Source organism: Planctellipticum variicoloris (assembly GCF_030622045.1).
Taxonomy (GTDB): domain Bacteria; phylum Planctomycetota; class Planctomycetia; order Planctomycetales; family Planctomycetaceae; genus Planctellipticum; species Planctellipticum variicoloris.
Map to the genome: position 1 here is coordinate 7,158,219 of NZ_CP130886.1, position 25,351 is coordinate 7,183,569.

Consider the following 25,351-nt stretch of genomic DNA (forward strand, 5'->3'; position numbering starts at 1 on the left):
TGGTTTGCGGGCCGTTTTGGCAAAGTCTGTCGTGCGATGCGGTTTCAGGCGGCGCGCTGCAGGCGGCCGAGAATCCGTTCGAAGTCGTCGCTCGTCTTGAACTCGATCAGAATCTTGCCGGACTCCTTCCCCTTGAGCTTGATCTCGACCTTGGCGCCGAGCCAGTCGCGGAGCTGGTCTTGCATCCCCAGCACATGGGCCGTCATCGCCGGAGCGGTCCGAGCCGGTTTGTCGACGTCGCCCGTCGGGAAGGGGACCGTATCGGGGGTATTGGCGGCGACGAGCTGCCGGACGGCTTCTTCGGTTTTGCGGACGGAAAGGTTCTCGTCCTGAATCCGCTTGCAGAGCGCGAGCTGGTCTTCTTCGGACAGGGACAGAACGGCGCGGGCGTGGCCCGCCGTCAGCTTGTTGGAACGCAGATCGTCTTTAATCGTTTCCGGCAGATCGAGCAGTCGCAGCATGTTGCTGACGGTCGAACGATCGAGGCTCAGCCGACGGGCCAGCTCTTCGATCGTGCACTGGAACCGCTGCAGATAGTCCTGGAAGGCGGCCGCCTTCTCCAGCACGTTGAGGTCCTGCCGCTTGAGGTTTTCCTCAAGGGAGACTTCGCACATCTGCTGGTCGCTGAGCTGCAGCACGCGACTGGGAATCTGATCGAGCCCGGCCCGCTTGGCGGCGATCAGCCGGCGCTCGCCCGCGATGAGCTGATATCCGTCGCCGAAGGGACGGACCAGAATCGGCTGCAGCACGCCGTGCTGCCGGATGCTGTCGGTCAGCTCGTTGAGCTGTTCCTGGTCGAAGTCTTTGCGGGGCTGAAACGGATTCCGTTCGATCAGCTCGGCGGAGATCGTCGAGCTGTCCTGATCGCCGGCGAATCCTTCGCCGTCACCGACTGCAGCGGTGCCGAGCAACGCACTGAGGCCGCGACCCAGTCGCCGACGCGACGGTTCCTGGGGAGCTTGTTCTTCCATGATCGTTCCTTACTGACAGGTACGGGACATCCTGTCCCGCAGGCACACTGCAAGGTGGACTTGGCCGCCCTCAGGTCGGCTGGGGGCCTTAAGCGGGGCGGATGATAGTCAGGGTGTGTGAAACGGGTAAAGATCGGTTTTGAGCCGCGAATCGCAAATCGCGGGGCAGGAGCGAAGGCGGGCTGGTCGAGAATCGCGAATCGCATTTCGCCAGAACAACAGAGTCCCTCCCCGCGGAAGTTGAAGTCATGACGATAAAGTCCATTGCCAGCCCCCCCTCGCCGCCGTTCGGGGCATCCACGCAGAATCCCCTCTCTGAGTCGGCACAGGCCGCCTGCGGCGGGTCGGCACAGACCGCCTGCGGCGGGGGGGCACAGGCCGCCCGTGGCGGGGGGGTTGACGGAATTGGGGGATTCGACGTAGAAGACGCTCGGCCAGAAGGGCCGTGTAACCGGAAGGAACCGGCGATGCGAGGCATGTGTTTGCAGATCTGTTGCGGGATGGTTGCTGCTCTGCTGGCCCTGGGGGCCTGCACCGGTTGTCGGCTGACTCCTTCGCCGGGCCTGATGGCCTGTCCGTTGCCGGCCTCCGAGCAGGTGCAGCGCGTGCTGAAGGTGGCGCCGCTGGGAACGCCGCGCGACGAGGTCCTCAAAGAACTCGAAACGGCGGGCGTCGCCGGGAGTTTCGGCGAAAACCAGTCGATCTATTATTGCGACATCTGGAAACAGGAAGACGGCTCGCGCTGGCATATCAATGTTGCGCTGCTGTTCGATGAGAACGGTCTGCTGTACGCCACGCGACCCGACCAGTCCGGTCGGGCTACCGCAATCGACGATGAGGATCCCAGACCCGCGGGTCACATTGCGCCCCCGACCGGTTTCCCCGGAACGGACGATCCCTTCCAGGGCTCGTAGTACCGCGATCAGAACGACGTTCCAGCGTCGTGCCGCTGAATCCAGGGAACTGATGCAGGAGTCGGCGGGTGGCCGGGGCCGAGTCTTCGAGCCCCCGGACTTCGCCCACCTCGTAGTGCCCGGACCAGAGCCGCCAGCCCCAGCCACCCGGATTTCAGATCCTCTCTGCAACGGCTCCAAACTGGCACGGACTGCAAACGGCTGAGTTGAGCGAATCCCGGTCGCGATGACTCCTGCGTCGAGCCGCCGTTTCTCCTTGGCGGGAAACGCTTTCCGACAGGCGAGGTTCGTCCGCCGAGCGCGGGAATCGTGTTGTTCGGATTCGCTCCGGCCACTAGAATCCGCGCCCCTTCCGCCGCGTGCTCGTTCGAGGCCGAAGGGCGACACTCTCCTTGTAGTGACTGCATGCGGAGCCGCCGGATCTTAGCGGGGTTCATCCTGGCGGTGCTGGTTCTGACCGGCGGCGTTACGACGACGGTCCGCGCCGAGGCCGACGCTCCGCACGAGCGCGTGTTTCTGAAAGGGGGCCGAGAACTGGAGGGCGTCAGTCTCGGCGTCGAAGATGGCTTTCTGCGGTGGGAGATCGGAACCGGACAGGAACTGCGAATCCCCCTGGACTGGATCGACCGCATGGAAGTCTCATCCGGACGCGAGGAGGAATTGCCTCCGGCGCCGACGGAACCGCCGGGAGTCACCCCGCCGGCCGGCGAGACCCCGAAGCCCGATCAACCGGCCGACGCCGAGCCCCCCTGGACCAACAAGGTGCCGCTGGTCGCGCCGGCCCTGAACATCTACCAGGGGGTCCAGAAGACCGCGGTCGTCTGGGCCCGCCAGGTGACGCTCGGCGGAACATTCACGGAGGGCAACGCGCGGACGCAGGCGCTCAACATCGCCTCGGTCCTGGAACGGAATACGCCGGAGAACAGTCGCCAGATGGATGTCGGCGGACAATGGTCGCGGAACGCCGGCAAGCAGACGGCGAATCGCTGGTGGCTCAACTCGAACTTTGACTGGAGCATGAAAGAAGCGTTCGACTGGGACGTGACCGACCCCTGGATCGTGTTTATGACCAGCAAGAACGAATACAACGGGCTGGCCAACCTGAACTATCGAGGGACGGTGTCGACCGGCGTCGGTTATCGATTCTACTTCGAGCCGAAAAGGCGGCTGATTACGCGTTTCGGCCCCGCTTTCACGGTCGAGTCCTACAAAGACCCGGCGCAGACGCGAACGACGCCCGATATCTTCGCCGAACTGGAACTCCGCTGGCCCCTTTTCGACCGGACGTCGATCGAGCAGAAGCTCCGCGTCCAGCCGAATATGGCCAACTTCGAACTCGTCCGCGTCTTCAGCACGACCGGACTGAGCGTTGATCTGGATGAGAAAGACCGCTGGAAACTGAAGCTCACGGTGCAGACCGACTATGTTTCGATTCCAAACCCCGGCCGCAAACCGACCGACGTGACCTCCATCATCTCGGTCGTTTACCAGCGCAAATAGCCCGCAGGGCCGGCGGTCGCCGCTTCAAAACCAGGTTGTGCGGTGGTCGCCGAATTCGGCGGAGGAGCGCGGAACAGGCTGGAAATCTGACCTGCCCCAGCACAAACGAGCATCCGACTCTTTTGTGCGTTATGCTGCCGCGCAACGACGGTGAACGACCAGCACAGCCTGCCGGACCAATCTCCCATGCGCAACGAGATCGCGATTCAGACGGCGACGGCGCCCCCGCTCGGAATGCAGCCGATTGAAATTGTCGAGCGAAAAGGGCTCGGCCACCCCGATTCGATCTGCGACGCACTCATGGATTCCGTGTCTGTGGCTCTGTGCGCCGCATATCAGCAGACCGCCGGCCGCATCCTGCATCACAACGTCGACAAAAGCCTGCTCGTGGCGGGGCAGTCGACGCCGGCGCTCGGCGGCGGACGAATCGACGCCCCGCTGAAACTGATCTTCGGCGACCGGGCGACCGCCGAGTGGAACGGCGTCAAAATCCCCGTCGGAGAAATCGCCGAAGCGACGGCGCGAAAGTGGATCCGCGACCATCTCCGGTTCGTCGATCCCGACAAACATGTGGCATTCCAGAACGAAATCCGCCCCGGCTCCCCTGAACTGACCGACATCTTCGCCCGCACCCGGCTCACCGCCAATGACACCTCCGCCGCCGTCGGGTACGCGCCGCTCAGCGAGACGGAGCAGCTCGTGATCGCGGCGGAACGCTATCTCAACTCTCCCCCGTTCAAAGTCCGGTTTCCGGCGGCCGGAGAGGACGTGAAGGTGATGGCCGTCCGACGGGGCCGGGTGCTCTCCCTCACCGTGGCGCTGGCGTTCGTCGATCGGTTCATCGCCGATGCGACCACCTACTTTTCCCGCAAGGCGGAGATCGCCGAGGACCTGCGACAGTTTCTCGCCTCCCGACTGCGCGAGCTGGACCGGGTCGATATTGCGCTCAACACGCTGGATGACCCGAGTCGTGGCGAAGGCGGAATGTATCTCACCGTCCTGGGGACCGCCGCCGAAGGCGCCGATGGCGGCGAGGTAGGACGCGGCAACCGCGTCAACGGCGTCATCGCCCTTCACCGCCCGATGGGGACCGAAGCCGCCGCGGGGAAGAACCCGGTCAGTCACGTCGGCAAGATCTACAGCGTCCTCAGTCATCAGCTCGCCGGAAAGATTCATGCCGATGTCCCCGGCGTCGAAGAAGTCTACGTCTGGCTCTGCAGCCAGATTGGCCAGCCGCTCGACGAGCCCTGGATCCTGTCCGTCGATCTGGCTCTGGCGTCCGGGGCCGGGGTGTCCGACGTCGCCCCCGCCGTGCGGCAGGTGGTGGAGCAGGAACTGGGACAGATGGAGGCATTCACCGCGAAGCTGATTCGGGGCGAATTTCCCATCTGTTGAGCGCGAGGCCAGTTGTCAGTGGCCTGTGCAGAGTGCTCGCGGGTCTGCCGATCCTGCCGGGTGTTGATGCAGTCGGCCCCGCGCCCAGTCCCTCACTCGGGGAAAGGCTGGGGCCGGGTAACCGTGCCGGAAGTACGCGACCCAGCCGCGGAGGTCCTGATTCATGTCCTCGACCACACGCGGGGTCGGATTTTAGCCTTACTGTCGGCCCGTCAGCTCAGCCGGACGAGTTCGCAGCCTTCCTTACTTCTTGCCACGCGAGCGGGACCAGTCCCAGAGCCAGATCAGGAGGCCGCCTGCGCAGCCAAGTGCGGCTCCAAGCAGAATCGCGGGCATTCGCTGTTCGATTGGGATCTCAGTGTTAACTTTGGTCCCGAAGAAGCCTCCAATTCCAGCGCCAACGATCGGCCCCATCCAGCCCGGGAACAATTGATTGCGCGGTACTGTCGCGGAATCTCCTGGCGTCGGCTGAGACTTTGCCTTCCCGACGGAACCAATGTAGGTGGGGGGAAGCTTTTCCGAATGCAGGCCGACATTGAGTGCCCATCGATTGTGGTCCCGGCCCGGATGGGGATCGCTGCGCAGAACTTGCTCGTCAGCCAGATTGAAGAGATTGGCGTCGCCACCGTCGAGTGAAATGGCCAGGAATGGCGATGGTCCGAAGAGCAGGCCCTGTATTGAGCGGTCTGTGTAGGTCACGCTGGCGACAACCGAGTAGTCATTGGCGTTCAAGACCTTGGCGGACTTGCCGCGCGTCGTAAAGGCCAGCAGTCCGCCGTCGCGGGAACAGGCCACGAAATCCGGCGGTTCCGGCAACTCGGTGATCAGTTCCTGATGCGAGGCCGCCAGACGGTCGATCGTCCAAATGGAACTTCCCGCAGAGACCAGCCAGTCACCGCCGTCGTGCCAGCAGAGGAACTGCACCGGGAACGGAAGCTTGACGCTGCGGGCGGAATCGGCTGCGGGCGCGTTAGCGGTCAGATTCGCGCCGACGATCGTCACGTATCCGTCGGTGGCGCCAATCGCCAGCAGCCCGCCGTCGCTGGACCAGGCGGCTGCGCAGGCGCCGGAGATCCTGACAGAAGAGACGGACTTGTTGCGAGACACGATGGCGACGGAGTCTGGCAGGAGGACGGCGGCGGCGCCGGTCGGCGACATCGCCAGACCGTTCGCGGTGCTCCCCAGCGTCAACTGGCCGCGCGCCTGGCCGGATTTCGCGTCCCACAGAGTCATTTGACCGGCATCGTCGACTGCGACGATGGCAGATCCTTCCGCACCGAGACCGACGATTCGGGCCGGCAGCTCCTGCCGCCAGAGAGGAGACTGGGTCGCAAAATCGTGAACCAGCAGTTCGCGATTGTCGGCCAGAGCGAATGCATCGCCTGCAGTTGTGAAGGCGATCAGGTTGTGGAGAGACATTGAGCGGCTCCGTACCTTGTGACCGACATGAGTGTCACGAGATTACGGCATGATCGTCCAGTCAGCCAGCGCCGGCATGGACTGGCCCTGCATCAACGGCTCTCATGTGCAGTTTTTGCGAGCGTTGCGGCGAACTCGTGGACCTGCTTCAGCACCGCATCCCGCTGCGTCGGATCAGTCGCCAGCGTCTCCAGGAACCGGACAATCGCCGAGCCGACGATCACTCCCTGCGCCAGGCCGCGGAGGCCGTCGATCTGATCGGCCCGGCTGATGCCGAATCCCACCGCCAGCGGCAGTTCGGTCCGCTCGCGGAGCTGTCGCAGCATCTGCTGCAGTTCGTCGGGCAAGGCCTCACGGACCCCCGTCGTCCCGGCGACGGCGATGCAGTACACGAAGCCCGTCGAGTTCTGCATGATCCGCGCCGCCCGGTCGCCGGGGGTCGTCGGAGCGATGAGCTGAATCAGATCGAGCTTCGCCGTCCGGGCCAGCTCGGCGAACTGGTCGGCTTCGTCCCCCGGCAGATCGGGGACGATCAGGCCCGCAAAGCCCGCCCCGGCCGCCTGCTCGACGAACTTGTCCGGGCCGATGCGGAAGATGATCGCGTAGGAGACCATCGCCACAAGGGGCGTGGTGATGTCGCGGGTGACTTCGGCGACGGTCGCGAAGATGTCCGCCACGTGGACTTTGTTGTTGAGAGCCCGCGTGTACGAAGCCTGGATGACCGGGCCGTCGGCGATCGGATCGCTGTACGGAAAGCCGATCTCGATCAGGTCGGCCCCGGCGGCCGACAGCTCGCGGATCAGCCGGGCGGTCATCGGCAGATCAGGGTCGCCCGCCGTGATGAACGGCATGAACGCGAGCTGATTTTCGGCAGTTCGCCGGGTGAATACGGGGGCAATGGCGCTCACGGTGGATCAATCCGGCAGAAAAAGGGTGGCTTGTGATGAGTGGCTGGTGGCTCGTGAAGACACAAAGAAACCGGGGCATCGCGAGGACGCTCCTGCCCCGGCCACCCGTACTGTTGATTAAATCGTTTGCCCGGTGAGGCGGGCGACTTCGTTGAGGTCTTTGTCGCCGCGTCCCGAAAGGCAGACCACGATCACGTCCTCCTTGCTCCGTTCGCGAGCCCGCTTCATGGCGTAGGCCATGGCGTGCGAGGTTTCGAGAGCCGGCAGGATGCCTTCGTTGAGGGCCACGGTCTTCATGGCGTCGAGGGCTTCGTGGTCGAGAATGTTGACGTACTGTACCCGACCGGTGTCCTTCCAGTAGCTGTGCTCGGGGCCGACGCCTGGATAGTCCAGGCCGGCGGAGATCGAATGGACGTCCATCGTCTGCCCGTCAGGATCCTGCAGCACATAGCTGTAGCTGCCGTGGAGCACTCCCTTGGTGCCGTAAGTCAGCGTGCTGGCATGCTCGCCCGGCTGCCCGCCGCGGCCCCCCGCTTCGACGCCGGTGAGGGTGACCAGTTCGTCGTCGACGAACGGATGAAACATGCCGGCGGAGTTGCTCCCGCCGCCGACGCAGGCGACTACTTCATCAGGCAGCCGGCCGACTTCCTGCAGACACTGGGCCCGGGCTTCGCGGCCGATCACCGACTGGAAATCGCGGACCATCATCGGGAACGGGTGCGGGCCGACGACCGAGCCGATGATGTAGTGAGTCGTTTCCACGGAGGCCATCCAGTCCCGCATCGCCTCGTTGATCGCGTCGCGGAGTGTGCGGGACCCGCTGGTGACGGGGCGGACTTCGGCCCCCATCGTCCGCATGATAAAAACGTTGAGCTTCTGCCGGCGGACGTCTTCCTCACCCATATAGACGACGCACGGCAGGCCGAAGCGGGCGCAGGCGGTGGCGGTGGCGACGCCGTGCTGCCCGGCCCCGGTCTCGGCGATGACCCGCTTTTTGCCCATGCGGAGAGTCAGCAGGGTCTGGCCGATGGTGTTGTTGATCTTGTGAGCGCCGGTGTGATTGAGGTCTTCCCGCTTGAAGTAAATCCGGGCGCCGCCGCAGAGTTGAGTAAGGCGTTCGGCGAAGTACAGAGGATTCGGCCGGCCGACGAAAGTGCGAAGCAGCTCGTTGAGCTGCTTCTGAAACGCGGGGTCCTGGCGCGCCTTTTCGTACTCGGTAGTGAGCTCTTCGAGGGCGTGCATCAGGGTTTCCGGGACGAACCGACGGCCGAACTCGCCGAAGCAGCCGTGAAGATCCGGAACGTGAGACGTGGCCTTCGGGGCCGTCGTCGTGGTCATGGTCGCAACTTTCCGCGGTGAAAGAGGAAGGGAACTCCGCCGCGCAGGGCAGGGAAGTTCCAACGGGCATTATGCGGCGGGGCGGGGAAAAGGGTCAAATGAGGGGGCGGGAATTGCCGGGTGCTGTGTGACAAGAGCCAGGTGCCCAGAGGGGGCCGCCGGCGGCCGGGTTCGCCTTCCCTCAACTCTCAACTCTCAACTCTCAACGAATCCTCTCAACAACCTCATCCGTGGGATAGCGAATCTTCGGTCCGTTGGCGTAGCGGTCGTCGGCCGCCCGGTAGCCAGCCGTCACCAGGACGGCTGATGCGTAACCCTTTTCGGCAAGGCCAAGGGCTTCGTCATAGGCGCGGGGCTGGAAGCCCTCCATCGGGCAGGCGTCGATGCCCAGCAGGGCGGCGGAAGCCAGAAAGACCCCCAGTGCCAGGTAAACCTGCAGTTTCGCCCAGTCCGTCGGGTCAAAGTTCGGGTCATTGATGAAGCCGGAAACCGTCCGGCGGTAGCCGGCGAGGCGTTCGGCGGGCGTGCCGGTGACCTCCGCAATCCGGGCCAGGTGACGGTCGATATCGTGCATGCCGAACGGCTCGCGGACGGCCATCACGATCAGATGAGAAGCGTCGACAACCTGCGACTGATTCCAGGTCAGCGGCAGGAGCTTCCGGCGCAGTTCCGGATTCTCAATGACAAAAAACTTCCACGGTTGCAGGCCGAATGAAGACGGCGACAGGACCAGGGACTGTTCCAAGGCCGCCCAGGTTTCCGCGGGGATCTTGCGGTCGGGATCGAACCGTTTGACGGCATAACGCCACTGCAACTGCTGCAGAAGCTGGTCGGGTGTGGCGGGCGCCATGGGGAATCCTGCGGAAACGGCGACGGATGACTGCCCCACATTGTAGGACCTCCGACCGTGCGCGTCCTGCGGGCGAGGCACTTCACCGTTCTTCTCGACGCTCAACCCTCAACGCTCAACGACATTAAATATCAAAATACATCGCAAACTCGTACGGATGCGGACGCTGACGGAGGGCTTCGATTTCTTTCTCTGACTTATACCAGATCCACGTGTCGATCACGTCTTCCGTAAACACGTCGCCGCGGAGCAGAAAATCGTGGTCGCGTCGCAGCGCGTGCAGCGATTCCTCCAGCGAAACCGGCGTCCGCGGCACATCGGCCAGTTCGTCGGGGCCGAGGTCGTAGATGTCCTTGTCAAGCGGCCGACCGGGGTCGATGCGGTTCATAATCCCGTCGAGGGCCGCCATCAGCATCGCGGACATCGCCAGGTAGCCATTGGACGAGCTGTCCGGGCAGCGGAATTCGAACCGTTTGTTTTCCGGGTGGGGCGTGTGAACCGGAATCCGGATCGCCGCCGAGCGGTTCCGGCTGCTGTACGTCAGGTTGATCGGGGCTTCGAAGCCGGCGACTAGCCGCTTGTAGCTGTTGGTCGTCGGGCAGCAGAAGGCGAGCAGCGACGGGGCATGCTTCAGAATCCCCCCCATCGCATACATGGCGGTGTCGCTCAGCCCGGCGTAACCCGATCCCGCAAAAAGGTTTGTGCCGTTCTTCCAGAGCGAAAAGTGCATATGCAGCCCGGAGCCGTTGTCGTTCCAGAGGGGCTTCGGCATGAAGGTGGCCGTCTTGCCGTAACGGGCGGCGACGTTCTTCACGATGTACTTATACAGCAGCAGGTTATCGCCCGTTTTGACGAGCGGCTGGTACCTCATGTCGATCTCGCACTGGCCCGCCGTGGCGGTTTCGTGCATCTGAGCTTCGACTTCCACGCCGCAGTCCTGCAGCATCAGCATCATTTCCGTGCGGATGTCCTGCAGTGTGTCCGCCGGGGGCATCGGGAAATAGCCCTCTTTGATTCGAATCTTGTTCCCCTTGTTCCCGCCGGGTTCGGATCGGCCGCGGTTCCACTGACCTTCGACGCTGTCGATGTGGTAGTAGCACTCGTGCTCGTTCTGGTCGAACCGGACGTCGTCGAAGACAAAGAACTCCGCCTCGGGGCCGAAATTCGCCGTTTCGGCGAGCCCCGTCGACTTCATGTAGTTCTCCGCTTTTCGGGCAACGTTGCGCGGATCTTTGGCATAGTCCTCACGGGTGATCGGGTCCTGGATGTTGCAGGTGATCGCCAGCGTCTGCTTCATAAACGGATCGACGAACGCGGTTCCCGACTCGGGGACCACGAGCATGTCGCTCTCGTTGATCGACTGCCAGCCCCGGATCGACGAGCCGTCGAATCCGAATCCGCTGTCGAAACTCTTTTCCGTCAAAGCGGTTACGGGGATTGTGAAGTGCTTTTGAGTCCCCGGAAAATCCATAAAGCGGAGATCAACCGCGCGGAGCTCTTTCTCCCGGCACAGAGCGAGAACTTCCCGAGGGGTAGGGGCGTGCACTTTGAGATTCTCCACGATGCCCGAAATCTGGTTTCCGGCGCGACAAGCTGCCTGTTTCTACAGCACTTGTATGCAAACGCCATACCAGCAGGCAAGCCCTGCCCAACAGATGGGCAGGCGGGCCTCGGGGGACCACGACGTGCATCGAGAGAAGGGAACTTCGTCCGACGGACGTCCACGTCCGTCGGTCTCTTCCTTTTTCTCTGGCATGTCATCGCCTGTGGAAGACAACGGACGTTCACGTCCGTTGTGCATCAGAGGCATGCTCAACTAACGAATGTCCGCCGGACGGGCGGCGACCTGCGTCGTTTCCCGGCCCAGAATCACCAGCTCGTGGCGTCGGAGAAACCGCGGCTGACGGGCCAGCACCTTCACCCCCTCCGGGAGCAGCGGCTCCAGATTCGACAGCCGATCTTCCCGCGTCAGCACAAACCCCGCAGGATGGTCGGCGAAGTACTGACCAACTTCCTCCGGCTGCCCCAGCTTGTCGACCCGGCCTCCCACGTAGAACACCAGGCTCGGCGTAAAGTATTCGTACGTCACCACCTCCGGCGTATCAGTCCGGGCAATCCGGCGCGCTTCCGCGGCGAACAGCGGAGCTTCCAGGTGGCGACCAACGCGGGTCGACGCGAAGCCGGTGATTCCAACTGCCAGCATAACCGCCATCACGAACAGGCCGCGCACTGCGATCTGCGGCTGCCGACGCTGCAGACAGCCGAACGCGAAGCCGGCCCCGACGAGCGGAATCAGGCCCAGCAGACCCAGCCAGCGCTCGGCCGGCAGGAAAATGTGCAGTCCGATCGGCAGGCCGATCAGCATCAGCACGCCAACGCCCCCCAGCGTCCGGCAGCCCAAACGGAAGATCGCCGAGCTGGAGGGGTCAACCTCGCGGAGCCAGTCGCGGAGGAAGACGGCGACAATCAGCGCCAGAGCCGGGTAGGTCGGCAGGACGTAATTCGGCAGTTTGGTCTGTGCGAACGAGAAGAACGTGATCCACACCCCGGCCCAGCAGGCCAGGAAGGTCAAGGCGGCGGCGTCCGGTCCCCCTTCGCGCAACCGACGGATGAGTCGCCAGACGGCGACCGGCAGAAACACCGACCAGGGAAAAGTCCCCAGCAGCAGAACCGGAATGTAGTAGACGATCGGGCCGCGGTGATTCTCCATCGGCTCCAGAAAACGCCCCACGTTGTGCTGGCCGAAGAACCCCGCGAGCCAGGCGCCGTTGGTCTGGATGCCCACCGCGGTGTACCACGGCAGCGCCACCGCCGCGACGACCAGCGTCCCGAACAGCACTCGCATTTTCCACGAGGCAGAGGCGATCCGGACCGGGTTGAAGGTCTGAAGGATCGCAATCGGCCAGGTCCGCCACCATCCGCCGGTCGGCGCGGCGAGCGAGCCGTCGATCAACCGGTCGCCGCGCCAGCGGACCAGCAGGAACATCCCGACGATGGCGCACGGCAGAACCACGCCGACGGGGCCTTTCGCCAGAACCGCCAGCCCCATCGCCGCGTACATGGCAACGTTCCCCAGCCGTGTTGCGGGGAGGAACTGCTCCCAGTTCCGGCGGTCGGCTGAGCCTTCCGCGGTGCGTCCGAACCGGCCGCCGTGCCGCCGGGCGACCGCCCAGACGTAAGCCGTGAAAGCCAGCGTTGTGCAGAAGATCAGCGTGGCGTCGGGTGTGACCGACCGTCCGACGGCGGAGAACATCAGGCAGGTGCAGAGAATCAGCCCGGCGTAGAGCCCGGTCTGTGCGTCGAACAGCTTTCGGCCGAGGTGATAGGTCAGCAGCGACGCGCCAATGGCGAGGACCGACGACCCGAGCCGGGCCGTCAGTTCGGAAACGCCGAACAGGTGGAACGACGTCAGCATGACCCAGTAGATCAGGATCGGTTTGTCGGTCCGGAGGTCGTGGTTGAACGTGGGGACGATCCAGTCCCCCCGTTCGAACATCTCCTTGCCGCAGACGGCGTTTTTGGGCTCGTCTTCGTCAAACAGGGGATACGCGCCGAGGTTGGTGAAGAACACCAGACCCGCCGCCAGCAGAATCCACGCCTGATGCCGGAGCAGTGGAGACGTGCTTCCGTTCACGTCGACCTCGTCAATCTCGTAAGCGCCCAGAAATCCCTTCAGAAGTGAGGCACTGTAAGAGATTGCGCCAATTCGGACAACGGCGGATTGCCGCCGTGGCAGGGCCAATTACCCCCGATCCCAGGCGGAGCCTCGCAATCCGCCGGTTCTCAGGCTCGCGCCCGGGAACCAGCGTCCCCCCCCCCCGGTCTTCTCCGCGTCCCCGCGGTAAAACGTCTTCTTACGGCGCAGGCGCCTTGAGCTGCTGTTCCAGCCAGCCGTAGCTCGCCTCGCGGACCGCCGGCGGGAAGTCGTGGGCGCTGTCGGGCGTTTCCAACCGCAGATTGTCCGCCGCCCCGTACAGCTCGTAGACCTTGCGGGCCTCTGCGATCCCCTTGCGGACCCCGCCGACATCAAAGTTGCCGTCGCCGGTCGGCGAGCACGAGAAAAAACCGCGCGGGGCCAGGCCGCCCGCGATCTCATAGAAATCGAAGGGGACTTCATCGGGACTGTTGTGATACACGTCCCGGATGCGGGGCATGTAGCGGTCGCTGGTCCAGCCGGCGAGCTTGCCGCCGTAGTAATCATGGAACGGAGTCCAGCCGCAGCTCGAAACGACCGCCCGCAGACGCGGCTCGAACATTGCCGTGAACAGGGCATTGTGCCCCCCCAGCGAATGCCCGATGACGCCGATTCGCAGCGGGTGCACTTCGGGCGTCGCGACGAGCAGGTCGACCGCACGGATGTTGTTCCAGATCGCCTTCATACTTCCGCTGGCGTACTCGCGCCCCTGGGTCTTGAAGTCGAATGGGTACTCGCCAAACGACGGGTAGTCCGGGACGAGACAGACGAAGCCCCGTTCGGCCAGTTCGTGAGCATAGTTCAGGTTGTTGCGAATCCCCACCGCGGCAGGCTCGTCCTTGCCGATCCCCGTCGTCTGGTGCAGGCAGAGCATCGCCGGGGCGGATTTCGCCTTGCCGATCACTGCCTGCGGAATCAGCAGCCAGGCCGGCACGCGGTCCCCGGGTTCAGGAGTGTAGCGGACCTTGCGGCGAAGGTACTTCTCCGTTTTCTCTTCGGAGACGACTTCCACGTCGAGCAGAACCCGGCGACTGTCGTCCGGAAGCGGACCCATCGCAAGCTGCATCCCGGCCAGGACGTGCCGACGCCGGAGCTCCCAGTCCGCGACTGTCTTGACCGGGCGCTCGGTCCCGTCGGAGTCGCGGACGACCATGAGCTGCCGGTGATCCAGCGGCCGGGGGTTCGCCTCCTGTCCCCGGAGCGGAAAAGTCTGCCCGCACGGGAGCGCCAGAAGCAGGAAAAGTCGCAGTGCGCGGGCAAGTCGTGTCATCGCAGACTTCCGTCGAGTGGATTGGAGGCATGACCCGTCTTCGTCGGATCATCGAATCCGCGGTTGGGTTTGCAGTGCGCGGGGTGCATATCGGATGATGTACCGTAAGCGTACCACCTCTGCCAGTCGGATGTCCGATCGGATCAGGTTCGGACGCGGTGCGCAAGGGCCTCCGGGGAATCGGCAGAGATGGCGATCGAGTTCGTTTGCCCGTATTGCGACGCCCAGATCCGCGTGCCGGACAAAGCGGCCGGCAAATCGGGGAAGTGCCCCCGGTGCGTCCGCAAGCTGATGGTCCCGCGGGTGAGCGCCGCCATGCCGGCGGTGACCGCCGCCCCGCCGCCGCAGGTCGCCCCCGGCCTGCCCGACTTTAACGCCGCCCCGCCCCCCGTACCGGCCGCGGCCGACGATGAAATCGTCTTCGCGGATGCCGCACCCGACGTGCTGCCCCCCCCGGCCCCGCCAGCCGTGAATCTCGCCGCACTGCCGCAAGTCTCCACCAGCGTCGCCCGGAAGCTGAAGAAACGCCGTCGCTCGTTCGTCTGGATGATCCCCGTTGTCTTCGGGCTGCTGTTGTGCGGCAGCCTGGCGTTCTTCTATTTCCCGGAACTGCTGCCGGCGCGAGTCACCGGCGAATTGACGGCGACGCGCATGACGTTCCCGGACCTCGAACCGGTGCTGATCGACAAAGCACTGCTGGGCGGAACCGACGAGGAAGCCAGGTCGGTGCTGACCGACCTGGAGAATCAGCCGATCCCGCTCATCAGTTCGCTGATGCAGGTCCAGTTGCGGGGGACGTCGCGGGGGCTGGATGTCTACGTAACCGCCGGCGCAGACACGATGTTCTATCGCGTCGACCTGGCAAGCAATCCGTCGTTGCAGACGTGGCTTGAAAAGCACTCCGCCGATCTGGAGGACGTCCGCGAACGACAGCTTGCCCGGGCCGGAAAGTCCTTTGTTCCCGTAACAAAGGGCGTGCAGTCGGGCCAGACGATGATCGCTGATCTGGTGGGCTACCGCGATACGCTGGCGCTCCCGGCACTCGCGGGCGGACTGGGATACCATGTGGTCGCCCGCAACAAAACTCAGCTCTACCCCTGCGTCTATCAGCAGGCCGATCAGGCGTTGTACTTCCTGCTCCCCCCCGGCCTGTCGGAGTTCCAGATCGAAGGTCGCGCCGTTTCCGGTTCGAAGATCAGCTTTCCGGCAAAGTTGACCGTCCGCGTCGCGCCCGACGAAGTGACTGTCGGGCCGCGAAAATCGGAGCCGAAGGCCGACGCCGCAAAACCGGCGGCCGAAGATACGCCGAAGACCGACGACGAGCCCAGTCGGGAATTGCAGGACAAACCCGACCCCAAGGGCGAAAAGCCGGACACCAAACCCAGCGAGAAATCGGAGTCGTGAGCATCGCGCGCCAGTTCGTCATCTCCATCCCCGGTCCTCCAGCGAGTTGAGTCCCTATGAGTTTGAGCCTGGATCTGGCAACCGCGCTGCAGCCCCTGGTCGGGCAGGTCTTCGTTCCGCCGCAGACCGTGTCGGTCTCCGACGGCAGCGGCGTGTCGCTCGCCATCGATCTGCTGTCCGTCGAAAAGCTCGGCGTGTCGTGCGAAGAATTGCGGCTGGATGTCCCGGCGCTGGGCGGCGCCGCGGTCGATGTCCTGAAGACCTGGGCCGCCGGATTGTGCGGCCGCATCACCTACCTGCTCGAGACGCTGGAACCGCTGGAATACGACGCGCAGGGGCCGCAGGTGCTGATTCGATCGAAGTCGCCGGACGCGACGCAGCCCGCCCGCCCGCAGTATTACGAGGTCCTGCTGACATCGCTGGGCCAGGGACGCTTTGCCCTCCGCCGCTACGAGTACGACCGGGCGGCCGGAACGCGACTCCTGACGCCGCTCGATCTGACGAACCAGCAGCTCGCCAAACTGGTCAACGACCTCGTCGTCACGCTCCCCGCACCATGAAGATCCGGGACGACCTCGACGCGGCGTTTGTGACAGATACGATCTAATCGCATGATGGGACTTGCAACGATCGCGGCTGCGGGCTGACAATCGACAGGAGATGCTCGCGGAATGGTCCCGTGATCTCCTTCCAGGTGTTGCATGCCCCGCGCATCGCTGGTCCTGTTGGCGCTGGCATTGACCTCGGCATGTGTCTGCGCCGCAGACTGGCCCGGCTGGGGCGGTCCCGCCGGGGATGGACATTCGCCAGAATCGGGCCTGCTGAAGTCCTGGCCCGCCGGCGGCCCGCGCGTCCTCTGGCATCAACCGCTCGGCCAGGGGTACTCGTCGTTCGCCGTGGTTGACGGCAAAGCCTGGACGCTGTCGCAGGATCTCTGGGGGCAGTCCCTCGTCTGCCTCGACGGCGCCACGGGAAAGACCGTCTGGTCGCGCCGCTACGATGCTCCCTACGAAGCCGCCGGCATCTATCCCGGTCCGCGCTCGACCCCCGCCGTCGCCAATGACCGAGTCTACTTCGTCTCGCCCGATGCCGTCGTGCACTGCGCCGACGCCGCCACCGGCGAAACGCTCTGGACAGTCCCCACCGCGCAGCGTTTTCGTGGTTCAGGGACCGACTTCGGCTACTCCGCGTCAGTCCGCGTCATCGACGGCAAAGTCATCCTGCCGGTCGGCGGCCGGGACGCCGCCGTCGTCGCTCTCGATGCGAAGACCGGAAACACCGTCTGGACCGCCGGCGATGAACCCGCCAGCTACTGCCCCGTCCAGCCGATGACCATCGGCGACGTCCCCTGCCTCCTGGCCTACCTCCAGAACGGCCTCCTCCTCTGCCGGCTCGACGACGGGAATGTCCTCTGGAGGGAAGAACTCTCCTCAGGCTACGACGAGCACTCGGTCCTTCCCGTTATCCGCAATGACCAGTTCATGATCTCCGCCCCGTTCAAAGCGGGAGCCAGCGCACACCAGCTCTATTGGACGGCCGACGACCCGCCGGCCATCGCCACTCGCCACATCTGGCAGAGCAGCAAACTGTCGAACGACACCGCCTCCAGCATTCTCGTCGGCGACGCCATTTTCGGCTTCGACCTGCGCGATCCCCAGTCGAAAGCCCATCGCCCCTCGCGCGGCGAGTTCCGCTGCCTCGACTGGAAGACCGGCGAAGTCCGCTGGAGCGACGCCTCCATCGGTCACGCGACCGTGTTGTCCGCCGACGGCAAGCTCATCCTGTTCAACGACCGGGGCGAGCTGATCCTCGCCCACGCAGACGCCGGCATCTATCGCGAAATCGGCCGGGCTGCCGTCTTCCGCGACGAAGTCTGCTGGACCGCCCCCGCCCTGTCGGACGGCCTGCTCTACCTGCGGACGCAGAGCCACGCCGCCTGTATCGACCTCCGCGAGCCGGCCGCCGTCACCGCAGATTCGCCCCCCTCGATTCCGCCGACAGGCGTCCCGCTGGAGTCATTGCCTCAGACCATCGGCTGGAACTGGTTCTGGCTCCTCAACGGCGAACGCGAACACCCCTTCATGCGCCCCGCCATTGACGAACTCCTCTGGTGGTACTTGTGGAGTTGCGCCACGGCGGTCCTTCCCGCAATCGCCGCCGGCTGGCTCGTCCAGCGGCTGCGTCCCAATGTCGCAGCCGCCGCCGTTTCCGGAGTTCTGTTCGTTGCCGGGGCCGTCGCCAGCCCGCTGTTGAACGTGCGGCTCGACGAATTCGTCTTCACCTGGCCCGCCGCACTCTTCGGCGGGCTGCTCGCCATTCTGACTCTGTTCCATACCCTGCACGGCAAGCGGCTCACCTGGACCCAGCACCTGCTCGCCCGACTGGCGCTCCTGTCCTTCGCGGGACTCTGCATCAGCTACTATCTCCTGCTGCGCCACTTCAGCCTGCCCCACGAGTGGGTCTTTCTCATCGGGTTTCTCCCCGCCTGCTGGCCGGTGTACGTCGTCGCCGGCCGACTGGTCCGCACCGGCGCAACGCTCTTGAACGGGCTGGTCGTCTGGCTGTCATTCTCGTGGTACTTCTGGTGCTGCGGCGGCTGGGAACTCTTCGAAAGCTGGCGGGCGGCCGCATAAACGGAGAGAGACTTCTCGGAGTTCCCAGTTCGCAGTAGGGTGAGTCGAGTCTTCGAGGCTCACCACTTCTTGACACCCAGTTCAATCTCTCAGCGAGACAATCACCATGCTCAGTCCGCTCCGCTTTCTCCCCGTCCTCCTGTTGGCCCTGACGGTTTCCGCCCCCGTTCCGGCTCAGGAATCGAAATCGGCCCAGGCCGCCAAGCTCGCTGCAAAACTGCAGCCGTTCGTCGACAGCCACACCCTCGCCGGCGCGGTCCTCCTCGTCGCCAATCGCGACGGCGTCCTGGCCACGGAAACCGTCGGCTCGGCCGACATCGCCGCCGGCAAACCCATGCGGCCGGACAACGTCTTCTGGATCGCCTCCATGAGCAAACCGGTCACCGCCACGGCCCTGATGCTCCTCATCGACGAAGGCAAAGTCGCCCTCGACGACCCCGTCGAAAAATACCTGCCGGAATTCAAAAACCTCTGGCTCGCCGTCGAACAAGACCAGGACCATCAGCTCCTCAAGCGGCCGGGGCAGAAAATCACCGTCCGGCACATCCTGAGCCACACCAGCGGCATGCCCTTCCGCTCGGCGCTCGAACAGCCGACCCTCGACGCCCTGCCGCTCTCTGTCGCCGTCCGCAGTTACGCCATGACGCCGCTGCAGTTCGAACCCACGACGAAGTACCAGTACAGCAACGCCGGAATCAACACCGCCGGGCGGATCATCGAAGTCGTCACCGGCCTGGCCTACGAAGACTTCCTGCAACAACGGCTGTTCGATCCCCTCGGCATGAAAGACACCACCTTCTGGCCGAACGAAGAACAGGTCGCCCGGCTGGCCAGGGCGTACCGCCCCAACAAAGACAAGTCGGGCCTCGAGGAGACCAGGATCGATCAGTTGCAGTATCCGCTGAATCGCCGCGAAGGACGTTATCCCATGCCCGCCGGCGGTCTCTTCTCGACCGCCGCCGACATGGCCGCCTTCTGCCGGATGCTCCTCAACGGCGGCGAACTCAACGGCAAACGCTACCTCTCCGCGGACGCCGTCGGACAACTCGCCGCCAACCAGACCGGCGACCTCCCGACCGGCTACGGCCTGGGCTTCTCCACTGATAAACGCCCCAACGGCACGTTCGGCCACGGCGGCGCCCTTGCGACCAACATGCAGATTGACCGCGAACGCGGCCTGGTCCTGATCTACATGGTCCAGCACGCCGGCTACCTCAACGACACCGGCAAACAAATCTACCCGACGTTCGCGGAAACGGCCCGGGCGCTGTTCGCCAAGTAGGGCAGGCTCCCGCCCGCCGGAATCGACTTGAATCGCATGGATCGGCGCCGCTGGACCATGCCCTACGAAAACGACTCAGAGCATCCTCTTTGTCTTCCGTCTTCTCCTCCCCATCCACTACCCACTACCCACCAACCACCGCTTATGTGAATTCCGCGCAACAAACCCCCTATTTATGAAGGGGTCAAGGAAGTGCACTCGTGTCTGCGGACCTCCGCAGGCGTCCGGAATGTCCCCTTCACCCGGGCCTGATCAGGGCCCAGCGACGGACCGTTCGCAAGAACGGTCCGAGGGGCGCACCCCGTGTGCGCACAGCCTCGACGTCGAGCTTTCCCCGTTCACCCGGCCGCAAGACCGGCGAACCTGATCAAGTCATTGAACCGCCGGGACTTCCACCGGCGCAACATCACCGCCAGACGGACTCCGGCGGGACGGCCGTAAGAAAGCCGACCCGCCGGAGCCGATCGCGGTACGTACGGCGGACGTCCTCGTCCGCCGCGGTAGGGCAGGCTCCCGCCTGCCGAAATGTGGCATCTACGGCAGCATGGCGCCAGCTCCGCCAGCCCCTCGCCCTCCCGCATTCCCAGGCTCCGCCCGGGAACGCCTCTTCAGACGCTCCGCGCCTTCTTCTCCCACTATCTACCACCCACTATCCACCACCCACTCGACCGGCACGGAGAGACGAGGGCAGTGCGACTTTCCGGCGGACCTTTCAACGGCCGGCGAGAATGAATCAGCGCCCGATGCCGAGCCGCCGGCCCCCTCGCCCGACCGAACCGAGCTGAGACTGGAACGCCTCGGATGGAGGAACTCAGCTTCCCCACGATCGCCGCGGGGCCTTCGGCCCGCGCCGATCTGTGCCCGGCTGAGGCCGTCGCGGTTACTTCGTCAATGCCTCCGGTTCTTCAACCACCACAATCCGCGGTGTGATCTGCAGGACGATTCGTTTGCCGTTCTGGACGGCGGGATCGCTGGCGGGGAGGGTGTCGCTGATATCGACGAGAGCGGTCTGGCCGTCGGGGATATTGATCGACCGAGGAATGAATCTCGACAGATGGCTGGTTGGCAGCAGAATTAATGCAATGGACTTCTGGTCTTCGGCGATCACCGGTATTACATCAAAGCTCAGTAACGAGGCCTGAGCTTTGTAGCGCCGATCGAGTTCACTGGACAGCATAGTCCTCTGACCGTTGAAGAGTGTCGCCTTCCGCGGGTTCTCCGCGCTCAGGTCGGCCGCTCCATCCTTGAAAACCGTCTGTCGATGTCCGTCGGGGCTCAGCGCCTTCCATTCCTCGGCGGTCAGAGCGCGATTGACCAGTTGCAGCGAGATCTGGGCATCGTGCCGCCTCCGCAACTGATCGAACAGCTCGGCAATCTGCTCGTGGACACTCTGCCTCTGCCGGATGACAAGGCTGAGGTTCGCTTCGTAAAGCTGAATCGCCCCCTTGCCGCCTCCCTCGATCCAGGAATCGGGGGCGATTGTCGACTGAATCAGTGTGATCAGCTCTTTGGACGACTGGATCGGCGCGGCTGCGTCCTTGCGAGGATCTGACGACATGTTGGCTTTCGCATCGACTCCCGGAAGTGGAACGAGGAGGTCGGCCGCAGCATAGGTCCGGACTTCGAGGGGCTCGGCCCGCCCGCGACTGGTGACGACCAAGACGCCGTCGCGATCCAGCAGCACGAGATTCTGCGTCTGCTCGACGAGGAGTTTCAGCAGATTGGAAATTGCGACGTCGCGGAATTCGCCGCTGACCGGAACGGACTTTCGGACGCCCTCTTCTTCGAGGCCCATCTGATCGATGACAAAGGAGAACTCGTACTTCTGGGCGAGTTCCGCGAGCAGTTCGTCGAGGGGGCGGTCTTTGATGGTCATCGTGACGCGCTGGTCGAGTGGTGCTTTTCGTTCCGGAACAGTCGCCGCGCTACGATCCGCATTGGCCGGCGGTTGCTGCGGCTCGGCGCGACTGCGGCTGGCGACTATCTTCAGCGCCTCGTCGATGGCCCGACTCAGCATGTACTCCTGAATGCGGATACTCAGCGCGGTGTTCTGCTCGGCAGTCAGGTCTTCGCGCGGCGGCCACGGTTCGCCGATCGCTGCGAAGATTGGCTTCATGATTGCCTCAAACCCTGCTTCGGCCTTCTTCTCGTCGAGCTCGTCCTTAACGAAAATGGAGGCGTACTCCTCGTTCAGCTCGGCAAACGCCGCATCGCTGTGGAAGACGACCCGGCCCGTCGGGTCGATGACGACGTTGCCATCCGACGACGCGATTCCGTAAGCGTGGTAGGTCTGCGAGTTCTCCCGCATCGTGCCGGCGTCGATCGCTGTCGGGATTGTCCAGTCGCGCAGCACGGCCTGCTCCTGCATCCCAACAGCCACCGAATCGGGGCTCTTGTCAGCCGGCTGAACACTCAGGAATGTCACCGGGTGCGCCCGATAGCGCACCTGCAGCCGTTTCAGCGCCTCGCGCGTTCCGTCCGTCGCTTTCGAGGTGAGGCCGCCGAAGTTGAGAACAGTGACGCGTCCTCGCGCATCTTGCAGCGATTGGCGCGTCCCGCCGACCCAGCGTGCGATAGACAATTCTGGAGCAGGTCGGCCAGGCTTGAGGGGTGAAGCGTGCGGCGGCGCTCCCACCTTTGTCCCGGTCTCCAGGTCGATGTACTCCGTCCCCTCCGGAAAGTTCAGAATGAAGAACTTTTCGTCATGCGGAAATCTGCTTTCGACGGTCGAGCAGGCCCAGGTCACCTTTTCAAAGGAAACTTTGGTGAACTTTGCCCGGCCCGCGTTGATTTCCTCGCGCAGCGCCGGTGTCAGCGGCAGACCATCGGGGTCGACCGCCATGACATCCATCGTCGTTGTGACGGGATAGAACCCGCCACTTTCGAGCTGGCGGATTTCACCGACAGAAACCACCTTGTCGACGCCCCAACTGTCAAAAGTCGCGAAGTTCGTCGCGAGCGAGCTCATCCGCTGTTCGATCTTTACGGGAATCGCTCCCCGTTCGAGGTCCAGCCAGCCCCGGTAGAACTCTGCCATTTCGGCGGGAGCCATCTTTCCGTTCTTGTCAGCGACAGTCTGTATCTGACCCGTCGGGACGATGACTTCGACGACAGTGAGAGTGCGGTCGCCAACGACGTCCCGACCAGCCACGCGGAATCGTGAATCGTCCTGAGACATCAGCCGATTGATCGGGTGCAGACCTCGCCGACTTGAGTCGAGATTGTCGGCATAGGGGGGCAGCTCCAGCGATTGCGTATTGGTCACATGCTTTGCAGTCACCATCACCGGACCGGCCGGGCGTTCGTTTCCGGAGCCGTGCCAGATGCGGGCTGGAGGGGTCAGATGCGTCGACCGCGAGTAGATCAGGTAGTCGTTGTAGATCGTCTTCAGATTCTGCGGCGAGATCGGCTCGTTGGAAAACGCCCATTTGTCGAGGCGCTTCACCTGCAGACTGCCTGTCAGCGTGCGGGTCTGGTAGTTCTCGCCGTCGAGGAACAGTTCCAGGAACGTAGTGTGAGGAGTGCCGCTGGCGACGAACTCGGCAAATCTGAGGTTGTTGCGAAGTTCAGATTTCAAGTTCGCTGCGGAAAGCGTGACCTTGTTGCCGTCCGGAGCCTCGCCAACGGCATCGTCGTCTCCCAATTGCTCCAGGAGTTCGGTCAGCCGTATCACTTCCGACTTCGCTTGCTTCTGCGCCGCTTCTGTCTTTTCGTGCGTCACCGTCACCCGCAGGTGCAGCGGATTCAGCTTCGCCCGGTTCTCGCGGTGGATCTTGAGAATCTCCTCCACCGTCGGCAGCGTTTGCCTGCTTGAAATCCGTATCGCATCCGCGGAGATTTCGAGATCGCCGACAAGGAGATTGACGCGAGGAATGATTGTCACATTCTCTTTGTCGACTTCCTCAGCTTGCTCGGCTGGCTGTTGTTCGCTCGCATCGGTCAGCACCACCGTCCCCGTCAGCCCCGCCTCCGAATTCACCCCCACCCCCAACAACACCTGCCCCGGCTCCTCCGCCCCGAGCTTCAGCCCCGCTCCCGGCAGCGCGACCAGCAGCCCCATTCCCAGCACTCCCCAGCACCACCAGGGGGTGCGGCGGCGACTTCCTTGTCCCATGCGCATGATTCGCTCCATCCGTTCCGCGGTGAGATCGACGGGCCGGACTCCCGGGGCCGCCGGCACCGGACGCAGCCGGTGCTTCAGTTCCAACGCCTTCAGCAAACCCCGGGCGTAACGGCCCGGTTCGCAGCCCAGCTCCGCCAGGACTTCTTCGTCGCAGCAGCGTTCGAGCTGCCGGGTGAGCACGCGATTCGACCACCAGACCAGCGGGTGCGGCCACCACGCCGCCTGTACCGCCGCCTGCCACCAGCCGAACCAGAGATCGCCCCGGCGGATGTGCAGCAACTCGTGCGCGAGCAGCGGCTCCAGATCGTCGGGGGCGACGCTGTCGACGAGCGTCTTCGGCAGCAGCAGCCACGGGCGGAAGAGCCCCAGCACGGCGGGGCCATGATCGGTGGGTGTCACCCAGACGCGAACCCGGCGGCGGAGCTTCAGGCGCCTTCGGAGTGTTTCGACCTGCCCGGCGAGTTCGGCATTCGGGCCGGCTCCGGCACGGGACAGCGTGCGCCAGAGATGCAGCAGTCGACTGAAAATGATCAGCAGCGTGAGTGTAGCACCGGATAGCCAGACGGTCAGGAAAGCTGCCGACCACGACCAGCGTGCGGGCCGGAGCGGCTCGACGTCGATCGGCTGGGGAGTTGACTCGGTCGGCGACGCCAGCTCGAACGGGAGCACCGCGATCTCTGGCTCATCGGGCAGCGAGATCAATTCCGTCGATGGAGCTGGCAACGGTTCCGGGGAGGGCAGGGGGGCGCTCACCGCCGTGGGCAGCGACGTCGACCTGGCGCGTTCGACTTCCACCAGCGACGTCGCGGAAATCGGGATCGTCCACGAGAAGACGCCGAGCGGACTGCTCCAGACGGGGGGCGTAATGGCCTTGGCGAGGACGATCAGCCAGAGGGCCACGGCCAGATGGGGGCGTTTGCGGGCGATCCGGCGGGAGAGCATCGCGACGACGAGGATCACCAGCGTCAGTTGCCAGGCCTGGGTCAGCAGGAGGACGAGCCAGCGATCACTCATGGCGCTCCCCCTCCAGGCGGTCGATGAGCTGGCGGAGCTCGGTCAATTCGTCGGGGCTGATGTCCCGCTCCTCGATCAGGTGCCGGACCAGCGGGAGGGCTTCTCCCCCGAACAGCCGGTCGACGAAATCGTTGATCGTTTCACGGATGACGGTCCGGGGCTGGACGCTGGCGGTATAGACGCGGGTCCGGCCGTCGAGCCGACCGGTGACGTAGCCTTTGGCCTCCAGCCGGCGGAGGTAAGTCTGCACAGTGGCGAAGTCGATCTCCCGCTCCGGGGGAAAGGCCTCGTGAACCTGGCGGACGGTCGCTTCCTTGAGCTGCCACAGCATGCGGGCGACTTCGAGTTCGCCCTTCGATAAACCCGGCCGGTCGCCCATCGCCTCTCCTCCGTGACAAACAAATGTACGCGGAGTGTGGCGTACAAGCGTACGTGGAGCAAGAGGAGATTCCGGGGCGAGTGTCGAAGGACGCAGGCGGAATGCCGCAACGGGAGGGATTCCGAACTGTAATACTTTGCCCGGAAAGAAGATCCGGAGAACGCCCCCCGGGCCACAGGCTGCCCGCTGAACACACCATCCCATGTGATCGAAGGCGACCCGGGAGACGTTCATGCTCCGGTCGTCGGCTGCCGCAG

The 25,351-nt window shown here is 64.1% G+C and carries 18 protein-coding genes; 7 read left to right on the top strand and 11 right to left on the bottom strand.

The annotated features are described in order from the left end of the window. Positions 1-44 precede the first annotated feature (44 nt). Positions 45-971: a ParB/RepB/Spo0J family partition protein gene (locus SH412_RS28085; RefSeq protein WP_336521358.1), complete on the bottom strand. Its 927-nt coding sequence runs from the start codon at positions 969-971 to the stop codon at positions 45-47. A gap of 467 nt (positions 972-1,438) precedes the next feature. On the opposite strand from SH412_RS28085, the gene SH412_RS28090 reads away from it, so the two are divergent. From SH412_RS28090 to SH412_RS28100, 3 genes are all read left to right on the top strand, one after another. Then, complete coding sequence (locus SH412_RS28090; RefSeq protein ID WP_336521359.1) at positions 1,439-1,885, top strand: hypothetical protein; 447 nt, start codon at positions 1,439-1,441, stop codon at positions 1,883-1,885. A gap of 405 nt (positions 1,886-2,290) precedes the next feature. After that, positions 2,291-3,385, top strand: a complete 1,095-nt coding sequence (locus tag SH412_RS28095) for a DUF481 domain-containing protein (RefSeq protein WP_336521360.1) — start codon at positions 2,291-2,293, stop codon at positions 3,383-3,385. A gap of 186 nt (positions 3,386-3,571) precedes the next feature. After that, the gene (locus SH412_RS28100) at positions 3,572-4,780 is read left to right on the top strand and encodes a methionine adenosyltransferase (protein ID WP_336521361.1); all 1,209 of its coding nucleotides are present in this window, start codon (positions 3,572-3,574) and stop codon (positions 4,778-4,780) included. A 15-nt stretch (positions 4,781-4,795) separates the two neighbouring features. Here the strand turns inward: SH412_RS28100 and SH412_RS28775 are convergent, their stop codons facing one another. The 8 genes from SH412_RS28775 to SH412_RS28135 all read right to left on the bottom strand — a co-directional run bounded on the left by SH412_RS28775 (position 4,796) and on the right by SH412_RS28135 (position 14,259). Beyond that, positions 4,796-4,957 carry a group II intron maturase-specific domain-containing protein gene (locus tag SH412_RS28775; RefSeq protein ID WP_419555763.1) on the bottom strand — a complete coding sequence of 54 codons (162 nt, stop codon included), beginning with the start codon at positions 4,955-4,957 and terminating at the stop codon, positions 4,796-4,798. A 66-nt stretch (positions 4,958-5,023) separates the two neighbouring features. Further along, on the bottom strand, positions 5,024-6,199 hold the full coding sequence (locus SH412_RS28105; RefSeq protein ID WP_336521362.1) for a WD40 repeat domain-containing protein: 1,176 nt from the start codon (positions 6,197-6,199) through the stop codon (positions 5,024-5,026). A gap of 92 nt (positions 6,200-6,291) precedes the next feature. After that, a complete protein-coding gene (trpA, locus tag SH412_RS28110; protein WP_336521363.1) occupies positions 6,292-7,107 on the bottom strand; it encodes a tryptophan synthase subunit alpha in 816 nt (271 codons plus the stop codon). Between the two features lie 117 nt (positions 7,108-7,224). Beyond that, a complete protein-coding gene (gene trpB / locus SH412_RS28115; protein ID WP_336521364.1) occupies positions 7,225-8,445 on the bottom strand; it encodes a tryptophan synthase subunit beta in 1,221 nt (406 codons plus the stop codon). A gap of 202 nt (positions 8,446-8,647) precedes the next feature. Next, positions 8,648-9,295 carry an NAD(P)H-dependent oxidoreductase gene (locus SH412_RS28120; protein ID WP_336521365.1) on the bottom strand — a complete coding sequence of 216 codons (648 nt, stop codon included), beginning with the start codon at positions 9,293-9,295 and terminating at the stop codon, positions 8,648-8,650. Between the two features lie 124 nt (positions 9,296-9,419). After that, positions 9,420-10,841 (bottom strand): type I glutamate--ammonia ligase, encoded by a 1,422-nt coding sequence (gene glnA, locus SH412_RS28125; protein WP_336521366.1) that lies wholly within the window; start codon positions 10,839-10,841, stop codon positions 9,420-9,422. Between the two features lie 270 nt (positions 10,842-11,111). After that, on the bottom strand, positions 11,112-12,929 hold the full coding sequence (locus SH412_RS28130; protein WP_336521367.1) for an ArnT family glycosyltransferase: 1,818 nt from the start codon (positions 12,927-12,929) through the stop codon (positions 11,112-11,114). A gap of 220 nt (positions 12,930-13,149) precedes the next feature. Next, the gene (locus SH412_RS28135) at positions 13,150-14,259 is read right to left on the bottom strand and encodes an alpha/beta hydrolase (RefSeq protein WP_336521368.1); all 1,110 of its coding nucleotides are present in this window, start codon (positions 14,257-14,259) and stop codon (positions 13,150-13,152) included. A gap of 189 nt (positions 14,260-14,448) precedes the next feature. Between SH412_RS28135 and SH412_RS28140 the strand changes: the two genes are divergently transcribed. From SH412_RS28140 to SH412_RS28155, 4 genes are all read left to right on the top strand, one after another. Then, on the top strand, positions 14,449-15,663 hold the full coding sequence (locus SH412_RS28140; RefSeq protein ID WP_336521369.1) for a hypothetical protein: 1,215 nt from the start codon (positions 14,449-14,451) through the stop codon (positions 15,661-15,663). A 56-nt stretch (positions 15,664-15,719) separates the two neighbouring features. After that, complete coding sequence (locus SH412_RS28145) at positions 15,720-16,223, top strand: hypothetical protein (protein ID WP_336521370.1); 504 nt, start codon at positions 15,720-15,722, stop codon at positions 16,221-16,223. A gap of 141 nt (positions 16,224-16,364) precedes the next feature. Continuing rightward, positions 16,365-18,296 carry a PQQ-binding-like beta-propeller repeat protein gene (locus SH412_RS28150; protein ID WP_336521371.1) on the top strand — a complete coding sequence of 644 codons (1,932 nt, stop codon included), beginning with the start codon at positions 16,365-16,367 and terminating at the stop codon, positions 18,294-18,296. Positions 18,297-18,402: 106 nt separating this feature from the next. Continuing rightward, positions 18,403-19,578, top strand: coding sequence for a serine hydrolase domain-containing protein (locus SH412_RS28155; RefSeq protein WP_336521372.1), 1,176 nt, complete (start codon positions 18,403-18,405; stop codon positions 19,576-19,578). 880 nt (positions 19,579-20,458) lie between these two features. Here the strand turns inward: SH412_RS28155 and SH412_RS28160 are convergent. Beyond that, positions 20,459-24,715 carry a M56 family metallopeptidase gene (locus tag SH412_RS28160; RefSeq protein WP_336521373.1) on the bottom strand — a complete coding sequence of 1,419 codons (4,257 nt, stop codon included), beginning with the start codon at positions 24,713-24,715 and terminating at the stop codon, positions 20,459-20,461. After that, on the bottom strand, positions 24,708-25,094 hold the full coding sequence (locus SH412_RS28165; RefSeq protein WP_336521374.1) for a BlaI/MecI/CopY family transcriptional regulator: 387 nt from the start codon (positions 25,092-25,094) through the stop codon (positions 24,708-24,710). The genes SH412_RS28160 and SH412_RS28165 overlap by 8 nt, the downstream gene beginning before the upstream one ends. Positions 25,095-25,351 lie beyond the last annotated feature (257 nt).